At 60.8% G+C, this 20,791-nt stretch carries 22 protein-coding genes; 13 read left to right on the forward strand and 9 right to left on the reverse strand.

The genetic code is table 11. The features are described 5' to 3' along the window. Positions 1-36 precede the first annotated feature (36 nt). Positions 37-276 (forward strand): 30S ribosomal protein S18, encoded by a 240-nt coding sequence (rpsR, locus tag LD110_RS10675; RefSeq protein WP_003800144.1) that lies wholly within the window; start codon positions 37-39, stop codon positions 274-276. A 17-nt stretch (positions 277-293) separates the two neighbouring features. Further along, on the forward strand, positions 294-746 hold the full coding sequence (gene rplI / locus LD110_RS10680; RefSeq protein WP_225498784.1) for a 50S ribosomal protein L9: 453 nt from the start codon (positions 294-296) through the stop codon (positions 744-746). 90 nt (positions 747-836) lie between these two features. Here rplI and LD110_RS10685 read toward each other — a convergent pair whose 3' ends face one another. Continuing rightward, on the reverse strand, positions 837-1,265 hold the full coding sequence (locus tag LD110_RS10685; RefSeq protein ID WP_225498785.1) for a DUF1801 domain-containing protein: 429 nt from the start codon (positions 1,263-1,265) through the stop codon (positions 837-839). A gap of 111 nt (positions 1,266-1,376) precedes the next feature. Here LD110_RS10685 and LD110_RS10690 point away from each other — a divergent pair, with 111 nt between their 5' ends. Continuing rightward, positions 1,377-1,997 (forward strand): FMN reductase, encoded by a 621-nt coding sequence (locus tag LD110_RS10690; RefSeq protein ID WP_225498786.1) that lies wholly within the window; start codon positions 1,377-1,379, stop codon positions 1,995-1,997. 22 nt (positions 1,998-2,019) lie between these two features. Here the strand turns inward: LD110_RS10690 and LD110_RS10695 are convergent, their stop codons facing one another. Next, positions 2,020-2,595: a hypothetical protein gene (locus LD110_RS10695; protein WP_225498787.1), complete on the reverse strand. Its 576-nt coding sequence runs from the start codon at positions 2,593-2,595 to the stop codon at positions 2,020-2,022. A 684-nt stretch (positions 2,596-3,279) separates the two neighbouring features. Here LD110_RS10695 and dnaB point away from each other — a divergent pair. Then, on the forward strand, positions 3,280-4,662 hold the full coding sequence (gene dnaB, locus LD110_RS10700) for a replicative DNA helicase (RefSeq protein ID WP_225498788.1): 1,383 nt from the start codon (positions 3,280-3,282) through the stop codon (positions 4,660-4,662). 64 nt (positions 4,663-4,726) lie between these two features. On the opposite strand, the gene LD110_RS10705 is transcribed toward dnaB, so the two are convergent. The 6 genes from LD110_RS10705 to LD110_RS10730 all read right to left on the reverse strand — a co-directional run bounded on the left by LD110_RS10705 (position 4,727) and on the right by LD110_RS10730 (position 9,973). Then, entirely contained in the window at positions 4,727-5,710 is a 984-nt protein-coding gene (locus tag LD110_RS10705; RefSeq protein WP_225498789.1) for an acyl-CoA thioesterase, read from the reverse strand. 108 nt (positions 5,711-5,818) lie between these two features. Next, positions 5,819-6,253, reverse strand: coding sequence for a DoxX family protein (locus tag LD110_RS10710; RefSeq protein ID WP_225498790.1), 435 nt, complete (start codon positions 6,251-6,253; stop codon positions 5,819-5,821). A 139-nt stretch (positions 6,254-6,392) separates the two neighbouring features. Then, a complete protein-coding gene (locus LD110_RS10715; RefSeq protein WP_225498791.1) occupies positions 6,393-7,451 on the reverse strand; it encodes an L-idonate 5-dehydrogenase in 1,059 nt (352 codons plus the stop codon). Then, positions 7,451-8,221, reverse strand: coding sequence for an SDR family oxidoreductase (locus tag LD110_RS10720; RefSeq protein ID WP_225498792.1), 771 nt, complete (start codon positions 8,219-8,221; stop codon positions 7,451-7,453). The genes LD110_RS10715 and LD110_RS10720 overlap by 1 nt, the downstream gene beginning before the upstream one ends. Then, a complete protein-coding gene (locus LD110_RS10725) occupies positions 8,218-9,162 on the reverse strand; it encodes a 2-hydroxyacid dehydrogenase (RefSeq protein ID WP_225498793.1) in 945 nt (314 codons plus the stop codon). Before LD110_RS10725 ends, LD110_RS10720 begins: the two co-directional genes overlap by 4 nt. 283 nt (positions 9,163-9,445) lie before the next feature. Beyond that, a complete protein-coding gene (locus LD110_RS10730) occupies positions 9,446-9,973 on the reverse strand; it encodes a hypothetical protein (protein WP_225498794.1) in 528 nt (175 codons plus the stop codon). A gap of 248 nt (positions 9,974-10,221) precedes the next feature. Between LD110_RS10730 and LD110_RS10735 the strand changes: the two genes are divergently transcribed. Both LD110_RS10735 and LD110_RS10740 read left to right on the forward strand, forming a co-directional pair. Further along, positions 10,222-11,430 (forward strand): aspartate transaminase, encoded by a 1,209-nt coding sequence (locus LD110_RS10735; RefSeq protein WP_225498795.1) that lies wholly within the window; start codon positions 10,222-10,224, stop codon positions 11,428-11,430. Positions 11,431-11,461: 31 nt separating this feature from the next. Next, positions 11,462-12,145 carry a 4-carboxy-4-hydroxy-2-oxoadipate aldolase/oxaloacetate decarboxylase gene (locus LD110_RS10740; RefSeq protein WP_263855121.1) on the forward strand — a complete coding sequence of 228 codons (684 nt, stop codon included), beginning with the start codon at positions 11,462-11,464 and terminating at the stop codon, positions 12,143-12,145. Positions 12,146-12,737: 592 nt separating this feature from the next. Here LD110_RS10740 and LD110_RS10745 read toward each other — a convergent pair. After that, positions 12,738-13,661, reverse strand: a complete 924-nt coding sequence (locus tag LD110_RS10745; RefSeq protein ID WP_225498796.1) for a LysR substrate-binding domain-containing protein — start codon at positions 13,659-13,661, stop codon at positions 12,738-12,740. 308 nt (positions 13,662-13,969) lie between these two features. On the opposite strand from LD110_RS10745, the gene LD110_RS10750 reads away from it, so the two are divergent. The 7 genes from LD110_RS10750 (at position 13,970) to LD110_RS10780 (ending at position 20,753) form a co-directional block, all read left to right on the forward strand. After that, on the forward strand, positions 13,970-15,055 hold the full coding sequence (locus LD110_RS10750; RefSeq protein ID WP_225498797.1) for an extracellular solute-binding protein: 1,086 nt from the start codon (positions 13,970-13,972) through the stop codon (positions 15,053-15,055). A 39-nt stretch (positions 15,056-15,094) separates the two neighbouring features. Then, positions 15,095-16,207 (forward strand): ABC transporter ATP-binding protein, encoded by a 1,113-nt coding sequence (locus LD110_RS10755; protein ID WP_225498798.1) that lies wholly within the window; start codon positions 15,095-15,097, stop codon positions 16,205-16,207. After that, positions 16,204-17,124 carry an ABC transporter permease gene (locus tag LD110_RS10760; RefSeq protein WP_225498799.1) on the forward strand — a complete coding sequence of 307 codons (921 nt, stop codon included), beginning with the start codon at positions 16,204-16,206 and terminating at the stop codon, positions 17,122-17,124. Before LD110_RS10755 ends, LD110_RS10760 begins: the two co-directional genes overlap by 4 nt. Before the next feature lie 2 nt (positions 17,125-17,126). Continuing rightward, positions 17,127-17,942 carry an ABC transporter permease gene (locus LD110_RS10765; protein ID WP_225498800.1) on the forward strand — a complete coding sequence of 272 codons (816 nt, stop codon included), beginning with the start codon at positions 17,127-17,129 and terminating at the stop codon, positions 17,940-17,942. A gap of 288 nt (positions 17,943-18,230) precedes the next feature. Continuing rightward, positions 18,231-19,019, forward strand: a complete 789-nt coding sequence (locus LD110_RS10770) for a LamB/YcsF family protein (protein WP_225498801.1) — start codon at positions 18,231-18,233, stop codon at positions 19,017-19,019. Between the two features lies 1 nt (position 19,020). Continuing rightward, a complete protein-coding gene (locus LD110_RS10775) occupies positions 19,021-19,743 on the forward strand; it encodes an allophanate hydrolase subunit 1 (RefSeq protein WP_225498802.1) in 723 nt (240 codons plus the stop codon). After that, entirely contained in the window at positions 19,740-20,753 is a 1,014-nt protein-coding gene (locus LD110_RS10780) for a biotin-dependent carboxyltransferase family protein (protein WP_225498803.1), read from the forward strand. Before LD110_RS10775 ends, LD110_RS10780 begins: the two co-directional genes overlap by 4 nt. Positions 20,754-20,791: the final 38 nt, after the last annotated feature.

Here is a 20,791-nt window from a genome sequence, read left to right on the forward strand (position 1 = left end):
TCCATTCCACGGGCTCCATAGAAAAGGAGCTCCACGATGGCTAAGGCTGAACTCCGTAAGCCCAAACCAAAATCCAACCCCTTGAAGGCCGCTGACATCACCGTCATCGACTACAAGGACGTAGCGCTGCTGCGCAAGTTCATCTCCGACCGCGGAAAGATCCGTGCACGTCGCGTCACCGGCGTTACCGTGCAGGAACAGCGCAAGATCGCGCAGGCAATCAAGAACGCCCGCGAAGTTGCCCTGCTGCCTTACTCCGGCGCTGGCCGCGGCTAAGGAAGGGATAAACGAACATGGCAAAGCTCATTCTGACCCAAGAGGTTAGCGGTCTCGGTACCGCTGGCGATGTTGTCGAGGTCAAGGACGGTTACGCCCGTAACTTCCTGCTGCCCCGCGGTTTCGCCTTGACCTGGACCCGTGGTGGCGAGAAGCAGGTTGAGTCCATCAAGGCTGCCAAGGCTGCCCGTGCTCACGCCTCTGTCGAAGCTGCCCAGGCCCAGGCTGCTGCACTGTCCTCCAAGGCTGTCAAGCTCGAGGTGAAGGCCGGCGAGTCCGGTCGTCTCTTCGGCACGGTCAAGCCGGCCGACGTTGCTGCTGCTGTTGAGGCTGCCGGTCTCGGCGCCATCGACAAGCGCAGCATCGAACTGCCGGGCCACATCAAGGCTCTGGGTTCCTACCAGGCCAGCGTGCGCCTGCACGAGGACGTTACCGCTGTGATCGACCTCGAGGTCGTCGCCAGCAAGTAGCCTCCAGCTGCGTCAAAGGCCCCCGATTCTGTTGCCGGAATCGGGGGCCTTTGCTCTGCCCATAATGCAGGGACTGGATGCTTAGAGCGCTCAGTCTTTGGTGGTGTCGAGTTCCTGCATGATGTAGTTGTAGCCGGTGCGGACCAGTTGCTCCAAAACGGCCGGATCGACGTCGTCGAGCCTTTTGATATACAGGCAGCCGACGCCGGTCTTATGCTTCCCGAGTTCGGGCAGCAGCCGTTCAGCATCGGGGCCGTAGATCAGGCCATAGAGGGCCAGCTCGCCCTTGCGTGGGGAAAATCCGACGGCGAGATAGTCACCCTCCCGGCCGCTGGCGCCCTTGTAGTGATAACTCCCAAAGCCAACGATGCTGGGGCCCCACATAACAGCGGTCTGGCCCGTGGTGTCGGTCATCAGGCGAAGCAGCTCAAAGCTGTCCGCCTTGCGACCAGGATGTTCGACGCTGGACAGGAACTCCTCGACGCTGGCGCCTGTGGGCACGGTTTTGTTCTCGGCCATATCCGTAGTGTGGCAGAGCCACAGCGCGGAATAAACGGACGCACTCCGCCGTTCGAATAGATGCAAATGCATGTAAAACTGGATTCGACCAGAGGAACCGAGGAGCCCGTAATGGAAACCCGCCGCATCACCGTACTCTCAGCAGGACTGGGCGTGCCGTCGTCGAGCCGGCTGCTTGCAGACCAGCTGGCCGCCGCCACCGAACGGGAACTAACGGCAGCCGGCTATAACGCGGTGGTCGAGGTCGTAGAGCTGCGCGACCTGGCGGTCGACATTGCCAATAACTTCGTTACCGGCTATGCGGCTCCCCGGCTCGCTGAGGTGATTTCCGACGTCGAGCAGTCAGACGGCATCATTGCCGTGACCCCGGTCTTCAGCGCCTCTTATAGCGGACTGTTCAAGTCCTTCATCGACGTGCTGGATCCCAAGTCATTGGACGGCAAAGCCGTCCTTCTGGGGGCAACAGGCGGTTCGGACAGGCACCAACTGATGCTTGACCACGCTATGCGACCCCTTTTCAGCTATCTGCGCACCAGGATGACGTCCACCGCTGTTTTCGCTGGTCCCCAGGACTGGGGAAATGGCGACGGCGGCACCTCGCTGTCTGCCCGCGTCGACCAAGCAGCCGGCGAACTGGTGCAACTGCTGGACGGCCCACAGCCTGGTCGAAAGGCTCCCGAGGTTTCGTTGCCGTTCGAACAGCTGCTGGCCGGGATTTCAGGGGGCCGCTAATCCCGGCCAAGGGCCCGCTGGCTTAGTCCTCAAGCAATTCGAGGAATTCGCGGGCCTGCTTCATGGTGATGTCGGAATGTTTGGTCAGTGCCAGCGCGGCACCTTCTATGTCTCCACTCTTGGCCAAGGTCCTGATTCGTCCATAGATTTCGTCGTTCAGCATGTTGCTGCTGACTTCCCGTGTGACATCGCCTTTGCTGACAATTGCGCGGTAGCGATATGGAAAGTGTTCGGGTTCGTCATCGTCATCCAAAAGATCCTGGGGGGACGGCTCTGGCTCCTTGAATGGCTGTGGATGGGCTGCCAGCGCTGCCACGGCATCCCGCGAAGCGCGAAGTCCTTCTCCTGTTGCCTGCAGGTACAGCTTGATCGCGGCCATCGCCTGACCCTGGGCAATGAGGGAATAGAGCTGACGGTGTTGATCTTCACTGAGCTTGGCAGCGGAATCGCGCGCCAGTTCTGCCGGGTCCTTGCCCTGGGACGACGCAGTTGGTTTGTCCTTGGTGGCGGCGATCCTGCGGCTAAGGGTCCTGCTGATCAGCAGCACGCCCACAATCACCACAAGCAGGATGACGAATGGGACCAGGAGGCTTTCCATTTTCTGAGCCGATCTAGGTGAAGGTGGCGGACGTTTTAGCCCTATGACTAGAGCTTAATCCAGATCGAAGTTATCCACAGCATATTCCGACGGCTCCATGTCTCTGCGAGAGCAGACTGCCAGTTCGGAATACTTATCGTGGCGCACATCACAAAATGGGCATGTTTTATCCCCATTGGAGCCCACCCGAGAGCTTCCTGGGACTTGGCTGACGAGCCCGGCTGTGGATGATCGCTGTGGAAAAGTTTCTTTAATTCACAGCTCGTGAATAACGTTTTCGCAGGTCATAGGCTACTTCTGAAGCAAAGATTTTTTGTTTCCACAGATTTGCCCACAGGCTGTGCACAAGGTGGGGCATGTATTCCACAGCTTATCCACATGGGCCGTGGGAACTCAGCTTTGCAGGGCTGAAAAGGGGCGCTACCGTTGCTGAGAACCAATTTTTGGGAGCCCCCCAAAGGGCAATTTGCGTAGCAATCACCTCTCCATCAGCCACCTAATAAGTGTGCCTGTGGATAACATGTGGAAACTGTGTGAACCCAAAAATGTGGGTGGCTGCTGGTACTCCTTGAGCATCGGCGGCGCTCCGCCGTATTCGGGCCACGTGTGGACGGCACGGCACCCCGGCAGGTGGCTTCGGCCTCCCCTGCCTGGAGGCATTGAGGTAGACCTTGGAGGACGGCTTTGTCAGTAACGCACCTGGATGCGATCGAGGGGACTCGCAGCTCGGAAGGCAGCCGAAAGCCTCCCCAAGACGTTGCCGCCGAACAGTCGGTCCTGGGCGGCATGATGCTGTCCAAGGACGCCATTGCGGACGTAGTGGAGATTGTCCGCGGACACGACTTTTACCGGCCCGCGCATGAAACCATCTACGAGGCCATCATAGACCTCTACGGCCGGGGCGAACCAGCGGACGCCGTCACCGTCTCGGATGAACTGACCAAGCGTGGCGATATCAATCGCATCGGTGGTCCGGCTTACCTCCATGAATTGATCCAGACCGTACCCACGGCAGCGAACGCAGGCTACTACGCGGAGATCGTTGCCGAACGGGCTGTGCTCCGCCGCCTGGTTAATGCCGGGACGAAGATCGTCCAGCTCGGCTACGGCCAGGACGGCGAGGTGGAGGACCTCGTCAACCAGGCCCAGGCAGAGGTCTACGCTGTGGCCGAGCGCCGCACGGCTGAGGACTACGTAGCGCTGAAGGACGTTATGGAGTCCACCGTCGACGAAATCGAGGCGTCCGGGCACCGCGGTGAAGGCATGGTGGGCGTGCCGACGGGCTTCTATGAACTGGACGAGCTGACGCATGGCCTGCACCCTGGCCAGATGATCGTTATTGCGGCCCGCCCGGCCGTTGGTAAGTCGACGTTCGCCTTGGACTTCGCCCGCTCAGCAGCCATCAAACACAATCTCACCACCGTGATGTTCTCCCTGGAAATGGGCCGCAACGAGATCGCCATGCGCTTGCTGTCGGCCGAGGCAACCATCAGCCTCCAGGACCTTCGCAAGGGCACCATCAAGGACGAGCAGTGGTCCAAGATCGCCACCACCATGGGCCGGATGAACGACGCCCCGCTATTCATCGATGACAGCCCTAACATGTCGCTGATGGAGATCAGGGCCAAGTGCAGGCGGCTCAAGCAGCAGCACGACTTGAAGCTTGTTGTGCTGGACTACCTGCAGCTGATGAGCTCCGGCAAGAAGGTCGAGTCACGCCAGCAGGAAGTGTCGGAGTTCTCCCGTGCCTTGAAGCTGCTGGCCAAGGAACTCCAGGTTCCCGTGATCGCCCTCTCCCAGCTGAACCGTGGCTCCGAACAGCGCCAGGACAAGCGCCCGATGGTCTCGGACCTCCGCGAATCGGGCTCCATCGAGCAGGACGCGGACATGGTTATCCTGCTGCACCGCGAAGACGTCTACGACAAGGAATCCCCGCGTGCCGGGGAGGCGGACATCCTGGTGGCCAAGCACCGTAACGGCCCCACCAAGGACATCGTGGTGGCGTTCCAGGGCCACTATTCTCGCTTTGCGAATATGGCGGGCGATTCGGGCGGCGGCGGCTTCTAGCGCGGCCCTGAGAGACCGACGTCGGATGAGGGCCCCTGCTGGATGAGGGCCCGGTCGATCCGGCCTAGCCTTCCGCGCTGGCGCCCGTGCGAAGCAGGTGGTCCGGGAGCCGGTTGCCCGGGGCGCGTCCGCGGATTTCCAGAAGATCGCGGGCATGGGCGTGGAGCCGGCGGTCTTCATCGGACACTGGAGTCCACGGTGGGATGGGAACCGAAGTCCCTGTCGCATCCCGGGCAACCATCACGGTGAGGCAGTAGGTGGTCAGGTTCATCTGGTGCCCCTTAGGGTCACCTGAGCGCACGTGCACGGCAATGTGCATGCCTTTCCGGCCTGTGTACACCAGCCGAGCCTCCACCTCCACCAAATGGCCGATCAGGAGTGGTCTATAGAAGCGGACGCCGCCCGAGAATACCGCCACGGTGTCCCGTCCGCAGTACCGCGAGGCGCAAACGTACGCGGCCTCGTCGATCCACTTCATCACAATCCCGCCGTGGACCTTCCCTCCCCAATTCACGTCTGTTGGGGCGGCCATAAAGCGCAGGACTATACGCTCTGCCGTTCCCGCGTCCGTGTATTCCTGTTCCTTCATGGCTTTTACGATTTGGTCGCGGACCTCAATACGCGCCAATGCATGCTCTCGCTGTTCGATCTCGTCCGGCGTGGAAGGCTCGAATTGTGGCACCGGGATTGGCTTGCCGTCGGGTCCCACGGCCACGAAGATCACCATGCACTGGCTGCGCATAGTCGCCTCGCCGCCCTTCGGATCACCGGAAGAAACAACGCAGCGGATGTGCATCGAGGATCGGCCCGTGTAGACGATGGTGGCTTCGACTTCCACCATGTCCCCGCTGTTCACGGGATCTGCAAAGTGGATATTTCCCACGTAGGCAGTGACGCAGTACGACTGTGCCCACCCAACTGCTGCTGCATAGGCGGCCTTGTCCACCCACTCAAGGACGGTGCCGGCGTCGACGGATCCGCTGTGGCCCACATCGGTGGGGGCTGCCAGGAAGCGAAGGGTCACGGAATGGGAGGGGCGCTCGCTCATGAGGCGATCATATCCACGGCCCAAAAGGCGGGGCACCATGGGAATTCTCACAGTGCGCAGCCCGCCAATTTCGTGTATTCACGTGGGGGAAAATACAGCGACTGGGAATTAGGCCAGGACCTTGAGCGGCGAGGCAGTCCGTCCGAAGAGGGCCCGGTCTGCTGAGAAGGCTCCGGCGCCGGTCAGCGCGAGGGCAGCGGCACCACCGGCGAGCAGCAGGACCAATTCGTAGCCGCCGTCGTTCACGAAAACGCCAGCGGGAGCGTGCACCAGGAACAGGGCGCCGAGCATATCCAGGGCCAGCAGGGCGGCGAAGACGCGGACCAGGATTCCGGCGATCAGCGCGATGCCGCCGGCCAATTCAAGGAACGCCACAATAGGCGCCACGAGTTGCGCGGCCGGGACTCCCATCTTGGTGAAGGCAGCCTGGGTACCCGCGATGGTGAATTCGTTGATCTTCTGCCAGCCATGCGCTGCGAAAATGAATCCGACGATGACGCGCAGGACGGTGAGGGCTGTGGTGGTCAGGGTGGACGTGTTCATGGAAGCGCCGTTCGTTTGAGGACAGTGGTCTAAGAAGCCCAAAAAGACTGGATTCATTGAAGCTTCAATAAACCCAGTCTTTCCAAGCACTAGTTGACCTGTCAAGTAATGTGACGTGGCTCAACCCATGAAATTCTTCCTAAGCCTCCGACGCGAAATTGAGGAGCACCTTTCCGGACTCCGCCGAATTGCGGGCCACTTCGAAGCCTTCCATCGCGCGTTCCAGCGGGAACTCGTGGGTAATCACCGGGGACACGTTGAGGCTGCCGTCGGCCAGCGCGGAGATGACTTCGTCGATTTCATCGTTGAACCGGAACGAGCCCCGGAGCTCGAGTTCGCGCGTGATTGCGAGCGAAATCAGGACCGGCTGCGGTCCGGTGGGTAGAAGGCCCACCATGACAACCGTCCCGCCGCGGGCAGCGCCGCTGATGGCGGACGCCAGGCCGTGGTGGTTTCCCGAGGACTCGACCACGATATCGGCTTCGACCGCCTTGATCGCTTCCGCGTCGCCGGCCATGAGAACTTCGTCCGCGCCAACCGCCTTGGCAATTTCCAGGGGCTTTGCATGCATGTCAACCGCCACAATGCGCGCCGCGCCGGCCCGCTTCAGCACTGCGACTGTCAGCGCACCAATGGGTCCGCAGCCGATCACCAGGGCCGTCTTGCCCTCCACGTCCCCCGCGCGGGACACGGCATGCCACGCGACACTCGTTGGCTCGATGAGGGCCGCTGTCCGCAGGTCGATCTGGTCCGGAAGGGCACGGAGCATACGAACCGGAAGGATGACGTAGCGGCTAAAAGCGCCGTCAGTGTGCGGGAACTGTGCTGCGCTGCCCAGATACGTGCAGCCGGGCGAGAGGTTCGGACGGTCCAAGGGATACTTCGCCGCACCTGGAGCAGGTGTGGCCGGATGGACGGCGACGGCGGTACCCACTTTGGGACCCGCGCCATTGTCCGCGGCGCGGACCACAACGCCTGAAATCTCGTGGCCCAGCACCATGGGAGCCTTCAGGATGGACTCCCCGGCGGCGCCATGGAGCCAATAGTGGAGGTCAGAGCCGCAAATCCCGCCATAGGCCACTTCTACGATTACCTCGTCCGCCGCAGCTTGACGCAGCGGAACCTCGTCAAGGCGAACATCCCCCGCACCGTGGGCCACCACTGCGCGTCCAGTGGTAGGGATCGTTGTAGTGCTCATTAGACAACCACCGTCATTCCGCCGTCGATGAATATGGTCTGGCCGTTAACAAAATCCGAAGCGCTGGACGCAAGCCAGACCGCAGGGCCGGCAAGGTCCTGGACGGTGCCCCAGCGATTGGCGGGGGTCCTGCCCAGGATCCAGGAGTTGAAAGCCTCGTCGTCCACCAGGTTTTGGGTCATTTCCGTGTGGATGTATCCCGGAGCGATCGCATTGATCTGCAGACCGGAAGATGCCCATTCAGCCGTCATGGCCCGCGTCAGGTTTCGGAGCCCACCCTTGGCCGCAACATACGGGGCGATGGTTGGGCGGGCCAGATCCGCCTGGACTGAGGCGATGTTGATAATTTTGCCTCGGCCCCGGGGAATCATGTGGCGGGCTGCTTCACGGCCAACCAGGAAGGCGCTTGTGAGGTCTGTGGAAACCACGCGTTCCCAGTCCTTGACGTCCAGTTCCAGCATTGGCACTCGATGCTGGATTCCGGCGTTGTTGACCAAAATATCCAGTGGCCCGACGTTCTCCTCCACCCAGCGGACCCCGTAGGCAGCTGCCTCGTCGTCAGTGACATCAAATGCGCAGCTGCGGATCCGGCCCTCCGGAAAATCAGCAGACATCAGCTGCTCAGCTTTCGCCAGCCTTTCGGTCGACAGCCCATTCAGGACTACCGTGGCTCCCGCCTCTGCAAGGGCACGGGCAAGGGCGTTGCCGATTCCCCGGCTGGAGCCCGTCACCAATGCCACCCGGCCGGTGAGGTCAAAGAGTGCGCTCATGCGAAAGGCCCCTGCTGCACCAGGTTCTTGGGGGTCTGTCCCTTGGCCAAGGCTTCCAGCTGTTCCTTCAGGAGCTTGATGATTCGTGGCTCGAATGCCGAGGCGTTACCTCCGATGTGCGGAGTAATGAGGGCATTGCTGGCCGCCCAGAGAGCGTGGTCCTCGGGGAGGGGCTCGGGGTCCACGACATCCAAGGCGCAGTGCAAACGGCCGGAAACCACTTCGCGGGTCAAGGCATCGGTGTCCACCACAGCTCCGCGGCCCACGTTGACCACCAGGGCAGCGTCCGGCAGGGCAGCCAGGATCTTTTCATCGATCAGCTGGTTGGTGCTGTCACTGAGTGGGAGGACCGTGACCAGCACATCGTGGTCTGCCGCCAAGGCTGCAAGCTCTGAAACGGAGTGAACGGTACCGTAGGCGTCCTCGCGGGCCGAGCTGCCCACGCGGGTGATGGTTACTTCGAATGGCTCCAGGCGGCGGTAGATTTCGTGCCCAATCCCACCGACTCCCAGCAACAGCACACGCCGGTCGGCAAGTGACCGGCGCCTTTCCGGCCGCCAGGAGCGAAGCTGCTGGTCGCGGACCGCCTGATCGATGCCGCGCAGCTTGGCGAGGATAAGCCCGACGGCGAGCTCCGCCGTCGCTGCCGCATGGACACCGGCGGCGTTTGCCACCGCCGCGTGGGGCCCGGCCGCCTCGGCGACACCGTCGTAGCCGGTGGACTGTGTCTGCACGAACTTCAGGTCCTTGACCTTGGCCAAGGCCCCCATATAGGCGCCCGCGTTCAGGTAGGGAAGGACGACGGCGTCAATGCCGTCCGGTGCCACGTCCCCGGGCTCTGAAACCATGTCCCACACAACGGCTTCCAGGTTCTCTGGAATCGGCTGGAGCTTGGCCAGGAGTTCTGGATCTGGGAGGCTGACGGTTCGCACTATTTGCATTGTTTTGCTTTCATTCGAGTGTTTCGGCGTTTGTGTCATCTTGTCTATTGCAGGTAGCGGAAAGCGGTCCACGAACCTTTCACCAGCGCGCAATCGCTTGTGTGCCGGGCGGCAAAGCAGGGGTTGCGAAGACCCTGGCCCACGCGGAGGGAAACCGGCCGTCCACAACCCAGGCAGACGAGGCTTGGTTTCTGCCGCCTGAGCAACTGACCTTCCTCCCCCGCCAAGTCCTTGGCGTCCCATTCTGTTCCGTCCGAGATGTTCAATGCACGCTTCATTGCTACTACCCCGCGGCGCGCCGGCGCGTTGTCTTCTGCACGTTCTCTAAAGTCATTCCGCTGGCAATTGCCAGATCAAGGACGTCTGCGTCGGTAAGCTGGTAGGCCCTGGCAATCAGTCGTTCGCGCTGTGTCTCCAGAAGCTTCCTTTTGCGATCGGCGGCCGAGAGTTCGGCTGTACTCGCTTGAATGGCGCTAAGGTGCGCGTCCCGTGTGGTACGGCTAGGGAAGAGCCCTTCATAAGACAGCCCAATTGTTCTAATAGTCCACGCGCTCTCTCCGGTGAGGGCAGCTATTTTTGCGACTGTCAGTCCGTCTTCCAGGGCCTGGGCAATCTGCTCGTTCCTTCTGGCCGTTAGGGTTCGCACCGTACTGGAGACTTGGGAAATCAACTGCCTTCGGAGAGCCAGGCCCTTGAAGAGCTTGTCCTTTTCCTTCTGGGGTTCCGAGTCCTTCCCCGGCTGCGAGGCGGAATGTAAGCGCGACCCGCGGCGCAGCTCCGACCCACCGGCGCTGGATCGGTAGCTGTACATAGCAACGCTCCTTTTGGCTTGGCTTGGCTTGGCTGACGGTTGATGGTTCCCCACCTGAATTAATTCACCTCCGCATCGATTCGCGGTAATACCAAATGACGGTGAATCCATAAGCAGATGCTTTGTCAGGGGTGTCATAAGCGGCACTTATCTGTCCACTCACAATATGTCTTATCCAAGACGGGGGCTGCTTCCATAGGCTCAGAGAAGCCACCCAATTCCCACAGCCCTTGCTCTTGGAGGAGACCATGCCCGAGTACCAGCCGGCGTCGCGAGTGACCCGAATCAAGGAATCAGCCAGCGTCCAGGCTGCTGCGCGGGTCCGCGAACTCAAGGCGGAGGGCAGGCAGATCGTCGACCTCACGGTTGGCGAACCGGACTTCGACACCCCGGAGCACATCAAGCAGGCGGCGATCGAGGCCATTGAAGCCGGTGAAACGAAGTACACGTCCGTCACCGGAACCCCCAAGCTGCAGGCAGCCATCCTCAGCTACGTGGAAAGCCGCACGGGCCTGCGTTACACGCCCAAGGAACTCACCATCGGTGGCGGTGCCAAGCAGGTGATCTATACGGCGCTTATGGCCTCCCTGAACGAGGGGGACGAGGTCATCATCCCGGCACCCTACTGGGTCTCCTACCCGGACATGGTGCTCGCGAATGACGGCACGCCCGTGATTGTTCCCTGCGGCGAGGAATCAGGCTTCAAACTCACCCCTGAGGCGCTGCGAGCCGCGATCACACCCGCCACCAGGTGGCTGATCCTGAATGCTCCTTCCAACCCGACTGGAGCCGTGTACTCCCGCGCGGAGCTTGAAGAGTTGGGCGCTGTCCTCCTTGAACACCCCAACGTTTACACACTCACTGACGAGATCTATGACGAGATCTATTTCGGTGAAGGCCGAATCACAAGCCTCGCCACCGCCGTTCCGGCTCTGCGGGATCGGATCCTGATTGTCAATGGCGTGTCCAAGGCCTATGCCATGACGGGCTGGCGGCTCGGCTATGCCGTGGGCCCGGCCGCCGTGGTGGCCTCAATCAACAAACTCCAGTCCCAAATCTCGTCTTGCCCTTCTTCGGTCAGCCAGGCGGCCGCCGCCGCGGCGCTGTCCGGCGACCAAAGCTTCATCACCGAGTCGGTGGAGGTTTACCGCTCCAGGCGTGACGCCGCCGTCGCGGGACTCAACGCCATTGACGGCCTGTCCTGCAGGACCCCGGAGGGTGCCTTTTACGCCTACGTGAATTGCTCCGGGGCCATCGGGAAAACGACGCCGAGTGGCTCCAAGATCCAGAGCGACCAGGACTTTGTCCTTTACCTTCTCGATGCGGCTTCCGTCGCCGTCATTCCTGGCTCCGCGTACGGCCTGGCACCCTACTTCCGAATCTCCTTCGCCACTTCACTGGAAACCATCAACGCCGGAGTTGAGGCGATCGACAAGGCCGTTCGCGCCCTGTCCTAACCGCCTTCTGATCAAAAAGCAGGAAAGAAAGATGCAGAAAATGATTCACGTCAAAACCAAGTTTGACCGCCCAGATCCCGACGTCGTCCGTCGCCTGGGTGCCTTTTCGTCGGCAACCATTCATGAGGCACAAGGACGAAAAGGCGCCCTGAGCCCGCGGATCAAGCCGATTGACCGCTCGATGTCCTTCTGCGGTCCCGCCGTCACGGTCAAGTGTGCACCGCAGGACAACCTTATGCTGCAGGTGGCAATTCACTACGCACAAAGCGGTGACGTTGTATTGGTTGGGGCGGGTGAATACACCGATGCAGGCACTTTCGGAGATGTCCTTGGTAACGCGATGGTCGCCAAGGGGATCGCGGCCATGGTCACCGATTCCGGTGTGCGCGACACACAGGACCTGATCGAACTGGGACTTCCCGTGTTCTCCGGAAGTATCTGCATCAAGGGCACGGTCAAGGAAACGTTGGGACCCATCAACCACCCGCTCGTTTTTGGCGACGAGATCGTGTACCCGGGTGACATCCTGCGCGGGGACGCAGATGGCGTAGTGGTGGTTCGGCAGGAGGAGGCGGAGGACGTCATCGCCCTGTGCCAGGCCCGCGATGACGCAGAGCGTGAACTGATCAAGGCCTACCACGCAGGCGGTACAACCATCGAGCTCTGCAAGCTCACGGATGTGCTGAAGGCCAAGGGACTCCTGGTCGAGGAATAAGAGCAAAGAGGAAGGCGCCCCCTCGAGGGGGCGCCTTCCTCTTTTATTGCGGCCTGTTTATTCAGGCCTGTTTATTTCGGTGTGCTTATTCCGAACCAGGGACCGGGAGAACACCAGGAACCGGGAGAACGAGGAAGGGACCCTGCCTAACGGCCAGGTCCCCTTCCTCGTCATTTCATAGCTTGTTCACGCTATTTCATAGCTTGTTCACGTCAAAGCGCTGGCCGATGCGGCCGCGCCGCTCCCCGAAGCCACCAGTGTCCACTCCGTGCTGTTGCCTCCGTAGCTCGGCATAATGCTGCCTTCGAAAACAAACAGGGGTTCGGCAGCTGTTTCGACCGGTTTCCACAGCCCATTCACAGGGCAGTGAAATCCCGTCCGGGCGGTGACGGACCCTCGCGATTCATTCAGCTGCCAGCTGGACTGATTGATCCTTTTCATTTTCAGCTTTTCCTTATGCCGTACCCACAAATAGTGGAACTTACGAATTGACCTAATAGTTCGATGGTAGGTTCGAAATTCAGTGCTGAATAAGACCAAAGTCGCGTGCCAGGATAAGCGGATCATATGGATGCCAGGGCTCAGGGCAGAGCTACTTCGGAGCCCCGCCATATGTAGTCAGCAGCCGGCTCTTGATCATCTCCCGCATCAGGATCAGTACCGCAGACGCGGCCTCGGAGAGCGGTTCGTGCTCGGCCGTGCACAGGGCGATCTTGCTCTGCAAGGCAGGCTCAACGATCTTCAGCACCTTGAAATTCTGGTCAGGGAACAGCGCGTCAGCTGCGGATTTGGGGAGGATGGCCGCGCCCAGGTTCTCCCCGATCAGCCGAATCAGCGACGGAACAGATTCAACTTCGCTGACAAGCTTCAGGCTCAGCTCCTTGTCGTGGAATCCCTTCTCCACGATTTGCCGCAGCGTATGAATTCGTTCCGGCAGGAACAAGCCCAGGGTTGACGCTTCCTCCAGGGTGACCGTTTGGCCATTCCCGACTTGCACGTCCGGGTGGGTTACGAGGTGCAGATCCTCCACGATCATCGTTGTGAATCGGACTCCGCGGATCTCTCCAGGCTCGTAGATCAGGGCCATGTCCAGCTTGCCGTTCTTGATGGATTCGCTGAGTACGCCACCAAAGATTTCGGTCAGGTGGAGGACGATGTCAGGGTATCTCTTGGCGACTTCCTGGACGATCTGCGGTGCCAGACTGGAGGCCATGCTGTACGGCGCAATGGCTATGGAGACCCGGCCGGAGGGTGCGGCACCAGACGTTGCAACGTCTTGACGGGCCTGTTCTACAAGGCGGAGGATACTTTGTGCATGGCGATAGAGGGTATTGCCGGCGGCCGTTGGCTCGACCCCCTGTTTGCTACGAATGAGCAGTCTTTGCTTGAGGTCCTTTTCCAAGGCTGAGACCTGCTGGCTGAGGGCCGGCTGTGCGACGTGGAGTGCCGCCGCTGCCTTTGTGATGCTCCCGGCATCGACGATTTTCACGAAGTATTCGAGCTTTCGTGTGTCCAAGGCCTTACCTTTCACGGCTCACAGTGCGAAGTGCCGGTGGGCCATAACCAAACTCTATGTAGGGACACAGAACTCGTCTTTGTGTGGCGGGTCACTCACCAGATAATTTGAGGTTCTGGACACTACTGGTCAAGCAATTCTAGTGGGTCCGGAGGCCAAGAGTCTTCTGGTTGGGAATATCCCGAACCTTCATTAATCAAGCGGCATGGATAATCTGCCAAAGGACCATTTGAAGATTCTTGGACTAATAACTCTAATTTCCGTCCGGCGGATTAGCCGGTTAGTTCATAGTCAGGAAAGAGTGCTCCATGAGATTCTCCCTCCGGTCCGGCATCGCAGCCACTGCGGTGGTGACCGCATCAATCCTCGGCCTCACCGCTTGTGGTGGCGGCAGCCCCGCTCCTCAGGGTACTGGCGCGGCAACGTCGGGTGAAGTGAACCTGATCGCCTATTCGGGTGTCTGGCAGGACCAGTACACCAAGGCCGTCATCGAACCGTTCAAGGCGAAGTACCCGGACATCAAGATCAACTTCGTTTCGAAGCGCTCCTCTGCCGAAATGCTGAGTGCACTGCAGGGACAGAAGAGCAACCCGAATACCGATGTCGCCATCATGGACCAATCTGTTTCTGAGTCTGGAAACAACCAGGGACTGTTCGACAAGGTGGACGCTACGGCAATCCCCAATCTGGCGAACGTCCCGGACAAGTTCAAAAACAAGGACGGCTACGGCCCGGTTGTAATGGTTGACGCCGTGGGACTCGTCTATGACACTGCTACCTTCCCGAAGGCTCCCGAGAGCTGGAACGCCCTGTGGGACAAGCAGTATGCCGGCAAGGTCAACGTCGTCGCCCCGCCTTCGCTGCTTGGCATCACCCTGACTGCCATCACTTCGAAGATGCAGGGTGAGGACTACACCAAGAGCATCGACGCTGCAACGGCTCGCCTCAAGGAACTGTCACCGAACGTCCAGACGTTCGCTCCGAACCCTGACGAGTACCAGAACGTCATCACGGGGCAGACCGTCCTGGGCCTGGGCCAGAACGCCCGCGGCCAGTACTACAGCGACCAAACGAACAAGAAGATTGGGGTTGCCTTCCCCAAGGAGGGCACGGCCTACCAGATCAACACGGTCAACGTGGTGAAGAACGCCCCCAATGCCGCAGCGGCCAAGACGTTCGCCAACTACGCGCTATCCGCAGAGGCCCAGACAGCCTTCGCCAAGGCCCTCTTCTACGCTCCCTCAGTCACCAACGTGAATCTGCCGGCTGAAGTCAAGTCCCGCGTTGTTCCCACAGATGGTTCGCTGAACATCATCCCGCTGGATGTTTCCTTCCTTGCCTCGGTGCGCGACAAGTGGACCGACACCTGGAAGCGCCAAATCATCAACAAGTAGCTCCTCTTTCATCGCGGTCCCCGCAGGAGAACTAACATCGTGAATTCCACAAAGTTGTCGATTGTCGACCTCACCAAACGCTACGCGCCTGGCCTTGAGCCTGCGGTAGACCGCCTCAACATGAGTGTGGAGGAGGGCCACCTGGTGGCCCTCCTCGGCCCCTCGGGCTGTGGAAAGACCACCACGCTCAGGATGGTGGCGGGGCTCATGGACCCTACCTCCGGCTCCATTGTTGTGGACGGCAAGGACATCACCCACACTCCCGTGAATAAGCGCGGTATGGGTATGGTCTTCCAGTCCTACGCGCTCTTCCCCCACATGGACGTTGCGCAGAACGTTGCCTTCGGTCTCCAGATGCGGAAGGTTCCGGCCAAGGAACAGGCAAAGCGGGTAGCCGCCGCGCTGGACATGGTCCAACTGGGCCACCTGGCCAAGCGGAAAGTCAGAGAACTTTCCGGCGGCCAGCAGCAGCGCATCGCCTTGGCCCGCGCCCTGGTGGTGGAGCCCACGCTCCTGCTCCTGGACGAACCGCTGTCCAACCTGGACGCGAAGCTTCGTGAAACCATGCGCACCGAGATTCGCTCCATCCAGCAGCGGACCGGCGCCACCACGCTGTTCGTGACCCATGACCAGGACGAAGCCCTGGATATGGCGGACCGGATCGCCGTTATGAACGGCGGGCTTATTGAACAGTTTGGCCCGCCGACCGAGGTCTACGAACGGCCGAACACCCACTTCGTGGCCAACTTCATCGGCCAGGCCAACTTCCTGACGGCCAACGTTGTGTCTGAAAACGGTCCCGCGACTGATGGTGAACGCTACTACAAGGTAGATATCGAGGGTCTTGGTACGTTCGGGGCCGTGGGCCACCCGGGGCTTACAGGAACGCATGAGCTGGTCATCCGGCCGCAGCGCCTGCAGGCCTCGCTGCACGCCCCGCTTGGCGCCAACTCCATCACCGGAACAATCGAGCGCGTGAGCTACACCGGAGACACCCTTGGTTTCTCGGTCAGGGCGGGCGAACGACTCCTGCATGCCCAGCTGATGACATCCAGTGCTGATATGCCGCGGCAGGGGGATACCGCGCACCTGTCCTGGGAGGCGGCGGACGCGTACATCATCCCCAAAACACCCCAGGGGCCGGCGTCGTGAGTATTACCCAGACCGAGCCACGTCAGGCGGACCGCCCGGGGCATGAGCCGGGCGCCTTGGAGAAGGCGAAAGTCGCACGGGATCGCCGAACCTACATCGCGCTGCTGGTGCCAGCCATCCTGGGGCTTTTTGTGAGCTTCGTCCTGCCTTTGGCGTACATGATCAGGATGTCCTTCAACCAGGGAGCTCCTGACGGCGTCATTGTGGAGACGTTCACGCTGGATACCTATATCCAGCCCCTGACCGACCCCTTCTACTGGCGCGTCACGCTGGATACGTTCCAGATGGGCGTGATTGTGGGAATCCTTTGCGTGCTGGTCTCCTACCCGGTTGCCCTCTTCCTTGCAAGGACCACCAGCAAGTACAAGGGCCTTCTCATAGCCATCGCAATTGCCCCGCTGCTGACCTCGGCCGTCGTGCGCACGTACGGCTGGATGGTGATCCTGGGGACCAACGGGCTTGTTAACTCGTCGCTCAAGGGCATGGGCATCATCGATACACCGCTCAAACTGACCAACAACATGACCGGTGTGACCATTGGCCTCGTGGAGATCTTTATGCCTTACGCCATCCTGGCCATGATTTCCGGGTTTGGCCGTCTGAGCTATCAACTCGAGGAGGCTGCCGGTTCCCTGGGCGCGAACAAGTTCAAGGTTTTCACCAAGGTCACGCTGCCGCTGAGCCTGCCGGGCATCCTGACGGCGTTCCTCATGGTCTTTGTTTTGTCGATCAGCACCTTCATCACTCCCCGCCTCCTCGGCGGCGGCAGCGTCCAGGTACTGGCCACTGAGATCTACGACCAAACCACCGGCCTGCTGAACTGGCCCTTCGCCGCCGCCCTATCGGTGATCCTGCTGGTGCTGTTCGGCGCAGTCATTGCCGTTTACCAGCGGATCACGAAGAAGATTGGAGGGTAGTGATGGCTGAGGCACCTCTTTTCAAGCCAAAACTCAAGGTTGGAAAACCGCTATTTGGGATCCTCGTTTTCCTGATGTACGTTTTCCTTTCGGCGCCGCTGCTTATTGTTTTTATCGTTTCCTTTGACTCGAACCAATTCCTGTCATTTCCACCCCAGGGCTTCACGTTCAAGTGGTATGAATTGCTCCCCAAGGAAACCACCTTTATGAACGGCCTGAGGATCAGCCTGATCGTCGCTCCTATTGTGACGCTTATTGTGCTGCTCATAGGTGTGCCCGCCGCGCTGGCGCTGGATCGGTTCGAGTTCAAGGCCAAGGGCGCCCTCCAGTCGTTCTTCCTGTCGCCTTTGCTTATCCCGAGCATTGTCCTGGCACTTGGGCTCGTGTTGCTGTTCAGTCCGCTTCGCCTGACCAATACCTATGCTGGAATCGTCATTGGACACGTAGCCATAACGTTTCCGTTTGTAGTTAGAACCACGCTGATGAGCCTGGCTACCAGCGACACATCGTGTGAAGCTGCCGCACGGATCCTTGGCGCGAATTCCTGGACTGTGTTCCGTCGGATTACGCTTCCGATCATCCAGCCGGGTGTCATTGCCGGTGGTGTCATCGCATTTATCGTTTCCTTCGACGAGGCAGTGATCTCGCTGTTCGTCGCGGAATCAGGGCTGCCGACGCTCCCTGTGAACGTCCTCCGATACGTAGAAAACCAGGCTGATGCCGCAGTCGCCGCGCTGTCCGTGATCCTGATCCTCTTCTCGTTGGTGGTTGTAGTGATCGTTGAGCGGGTCATGGGCCTGAGGAAGGCCCTCCGCTAAAGCAACTGTCGAATCAGGCCCCGCCGGCTGCCCTTGGGTGCGCCGGCGGGGTTTCGGCATGCGGTCAGGCCCGACGGCGGCGCCCACCGTGGTGGACGTCATAACAACCGGTTATCCCGGGACATCCAATAGGTCTTTGTGCCCGGCCAGAGGCCGGTGAAAGAATTCTGAACAGAGGCCAGAAGTGCCGGTAGAAGAAATCAGGCAAATCAAAACCTGCCGACAAAAACCCTGGTTGGTATTTGTGCCTTTTAAGATCGTTATCCCTGAGCAGGAAAAGAGAAGCACGTGAGCCCGACAATTGATCTCGTCGCAGATCTTGGGGAAGGATTCGGCACCTACACCATCGGCGATGACCGTGAATTGCTGGAAATCGTTTCTAGCGCCAATATTGCCTGCGGTTTCCACGCCGGCGATCCGGACATCATGAACGCGACGGTGGCCGAATGCGTCCGCAGGGGTGTCGGGATCGGCGCCCACCCCAGCTTCCCCGATCTGAGGGGTTTTGGCCGCCGCGCAATGGACCTCACCGCGGACGAGGTGAGGAACGACGTCGTCTATCAGCTTGGTGCCCTCTCAGCCTTCGCCGCCCTTCACGGCGCGAAAGTCTCACACATCGCGCCCCATGGGCGCCTAGGGAACCTCGTCGCCACCCGTGCCGACTATGGCGAGGCCGTAGCGGAAGCAGCCGCCGGCGTCGATCCCAACCTCATTGTGGTGGCCCAGGAAGGCGAACTGGCTCGTGCGGCCCGTTCCCGCGGCCTTGATGTCGCGATCGTGGGCATCGTGGACCGCGCCTACCAGGAGGATGGGACCCTTGTTCCCCGCAGCCAGCCCGGCGCTGTCCTGCACAATCCCTCGGAAATCGTGGACCGCACGGTTCGTATGGTGTGCGAAGGGAAGATCGCAACCGCCACTGGCTCGGACATCGACATCACTGCCGACACTGTGCTCCTGCACGGGGACAACCCCGGAGCAGTTGAGCTGGCGCGGCTGATTCGGAGTGAACTGGTGGCTGCCGGCGTACACATAGCTCCGCTTGCCGAGGTGCTTGACGCAAAGCGGAAGGCAGCCTGACATGCCTGCCCTGTCCGTGGCTTCCACGGAGACCTACGAGTCCGGCGACTCCGCCCTGCGCGTCGTGGCCATCTCCGACGAGCGCGAGGAAAACTGGCTTACCGTCCATCGGCTCGCGGGCTGGCTGGAGGGCTGCGGCGCCGAAGGAATTCACGGAGCCGTTCCAACGTACGACTCCGTACTGGTGGAGTTTGACCCTTACCTGGTGTCGGCTCGCCAGGTCCGTGCATTCGTCCAGCTTGGCCTGCGGGAGCTCGACGCGACCGGAGCCTCGAGCACGGAACAGCGCGAATTCGACGTTCCGGTTGTGTACGGCGGTGAATATGGGCCGGATTTGGAGCGTGTTGCCGAATACCAGGGCCTGGATCCCGCGGACGTGATTCGCCTCCACTCTGAGAAGACGTACACCATTCGCTGCCTGGGTGCTCCGGCCGGTTCGCCCATGATGGATGGTCCGGCGTTTCCCAAGCCCGTCCCCCGGCTCAAGGATCCGCGTCTCAGCGTGCCTGCCGGGGCAGTTTCGGTGGCAGGGCGGCAGGCTGTCATCGCACCGGCGTCGGCGCCCGGAGGCTGGTGCGTCATCGGCCAGACTCCGTTGACTGTCCTCAACCTGCGAAAGGAACCGCTGGTGCCGTACAAGCCCGGAGACATCCTTCGCTTCCGCGCAATCGAGGCCGGCGACTTCGCCGCCTATGCGGGCAGGGAACTGGAGCCGAGGCCATGACCGGGCACATTGCTATCCAGCAGCCCGGCAAATCCGTAGTGACGGACCTTGGGCGTTTTCGCGGACCGCGGTTCGGGCTTCCTGTTAACGGCGCCTTGGACCAATACTCGGCACGGGCTGCGAACATCCTGGTGGGGAACGCGGACAATGATCCGTTGGTGGAGATCACGGCCCTGGACTTCAGGATGCGGCCGGACACGGACATCCTGATCTCGGTGACTGGCGCTCCGCTGACTCTTACCGTTGGCGGCCGCCCATGTAGCCAATGGGAACCGGTCTCCGTGTCGGCTGGCGAAACGGTGACCATTCGAGGCATTCACACCGGGCTCCGGGCCTACCTGGCCATACACGGCTCCGTTGAGGCGCCCACCCTGCTTGGCAGTTGTGCCCCGGATACGGTCATCGGTTTCGGCCTGCAGCTCAGCGAGGGGACTTCGCTGAGCGTCCGCAAGAGCGTCCACCCGGTTCGGCAGCCGTACTTTGACCTGCCGCTATTCCGTCTGGGCTTGGAACGCCCTGGCATGGGATCGGCACTCCTGGTTGATGTCACGGACGGTCCGGACTTTGCGGAGTTCGGCGACTCAGCCGCCCTGCTCTTCAACTCCGAGTACACGGTCAGCGGAAGGAGCAACCACATCGGTCTCCGTTTGGGTGGCCAGCTGCCCGAAAGAACCTCAACGGGTGAGGTCCTTTCGCGCGGCGTGCCGGTTGGCGCCGTCGAAGTTCCATCACGGGAGGAACTGCTGGTTCTTCACAGGGGGCGCGGCGTGACTGCCGGCTATCCCGTCCTGGCCGTTGCCACCAGCACCGGACTCGACATCTTGGCACAGGCGCGGCCGGGAGACAAGGTCCGCTTCAGGCGGACCACTGTAGCTGAAGCGACGTCGGCCCATCGCCGGTCCCGCCAGCAGCTTGAAACACTCCGTGAATCCGTCCAAACCGTCTTTGACCTTCTCGGCATCGGAAGCCGACCTGGTTGGCAGGACCTGGCAGCGGCCGCCTGCGGCTGAAACCCAAACAAAACCTGCCGCCACAGGCACTAGGCGTC

The sequence above is a fragment of the Arthrobacter sp. M4 genome, assembly GCF_020251205.1.
In the GTDB taxonomy this organism is placed as follows: domain Bacteria; phylum Actinomycetota; class Actinomycetes; order Actinomycetales; family Micrococcaceae; genus Arthrobacter.

Bases quoted from the DNA above. Each gene is read 5' to 3' on its own strand.
- rpsR (WP_003800144.1), top strand. From the start codon at position 37: ATGGCTAAGGCTGAACTCCGTAAGCCCAAACCAAAATCCAACCCCTTG.
- rplI (WP_225498784.1), top strand. From the start codon at position 294: ATGGCAAAGCTCATTCTGACCCAAGAGGTTAGCGGTCTCGGTACCGCT.
- LD110_RS10685 (WP_225498785.1), bottom strand. From the start codon at position 1,265: ATGGCCGAGAACAAAACCGTGCCCACAGGCGCCAGCGTCGAGGAGTTC.
- LD110_RS10690 (WP_225498786.1), top strand. From the start codon at position 1,377: ATGGAAACCCGCCGCATCACCGTACTCTCAGCAGGACTGGGCGTGCCG.
- LD110_RS10695 (WP_225498787.1), bottom strand. From the start codon at position 2,595: ATGGAAAGCCTCCTGGTCCCATTCGTCATCCTGCTTGTGGTGATTGTG.
- LD110_RS10705 (WP_225498789.1), bottom strand. From the start codon at position 5,710: ATGAGCGAGCGCCCCTCCCATTCCGTGACCCTTCGCTTCCTGGCAGCC.
- LD110_RS10710 (WP_225498790.1), bottom strand. From the start codon at position 6,253: ATGAACACGTCCACCCTGACCACCACAGCCCTCACCGTCCTGCGCGTC.
- LD110_RS10715 (WP_225498791.1), bottom strand. From the start codon at position 7,451: ATGAGCACTACAACGATCCCTACCACTGGACGCGCAGTGGTGGCCCAC.
- LD110_RS10720 (WP_225498792.1), bottom strand. From the start codon at position 8,221: ATGAGCGCACTCTTTGACCTCACCGGCCGGGTGGCATTGGTGACGGGC.
- LD110_RS10725 (WP_225498793.1), bottom strand. From the start codon at position 9,162: ATGCAAATAGTGCGAACCGTCAGCCTCCCAGATCCAGAACTCCTGGCC.
- LD110_RS10730 (WP_225498794.1), bottom strand. From the start codon at position 9,973: ATGTACAGCTACCGATCCAGCGCCGGTGGGTCGGAGCTGCGCCGCGGG.
- LD110_RS10735 (WP_225498795.1), top strand. From the start codon at position 10,222: ATGCCCGAGTACCAGCCGGCGTCGCGAGTGACCCGAATCAAGGAATCA.
- LD110_RS10740 (WP_263855121.1), top strand. From the start codon at position 11,462: ATGCAGAAAATGATTCACGTCAAAACCAAGTTTGACCGCCCAGATCCC.
- LD110_RS10750 (WP_225498797.1), top strand. From the start codon at position 13,970: ATGAGATTCTCCCTCCGGTCCGGCATCGCAGCCACTGCGGTGGTGACC.
- LD110_RS10765 (WP_225498800.1), top strand. From the start codon at position 17,127: ATGGCTGAGGCACCTCTTTTCAAGCCAAAACTCAAGGTTGGAAAACCG.
- LD110_RS10775 (WP_225498802.1), top strand. From the start codon at position 19,021: ATGCCTGCCCTGTCCGTGGCTTCCACGGAGACCTACGAGTCCGGCGAC.
- LD110_RS10780 (WP_225498803.1), top strand. From the start codon at position 19,740: ATGACCGGGCACATTGCTATCCAGCAGCCCGGCAAATCCGTAGTGACG.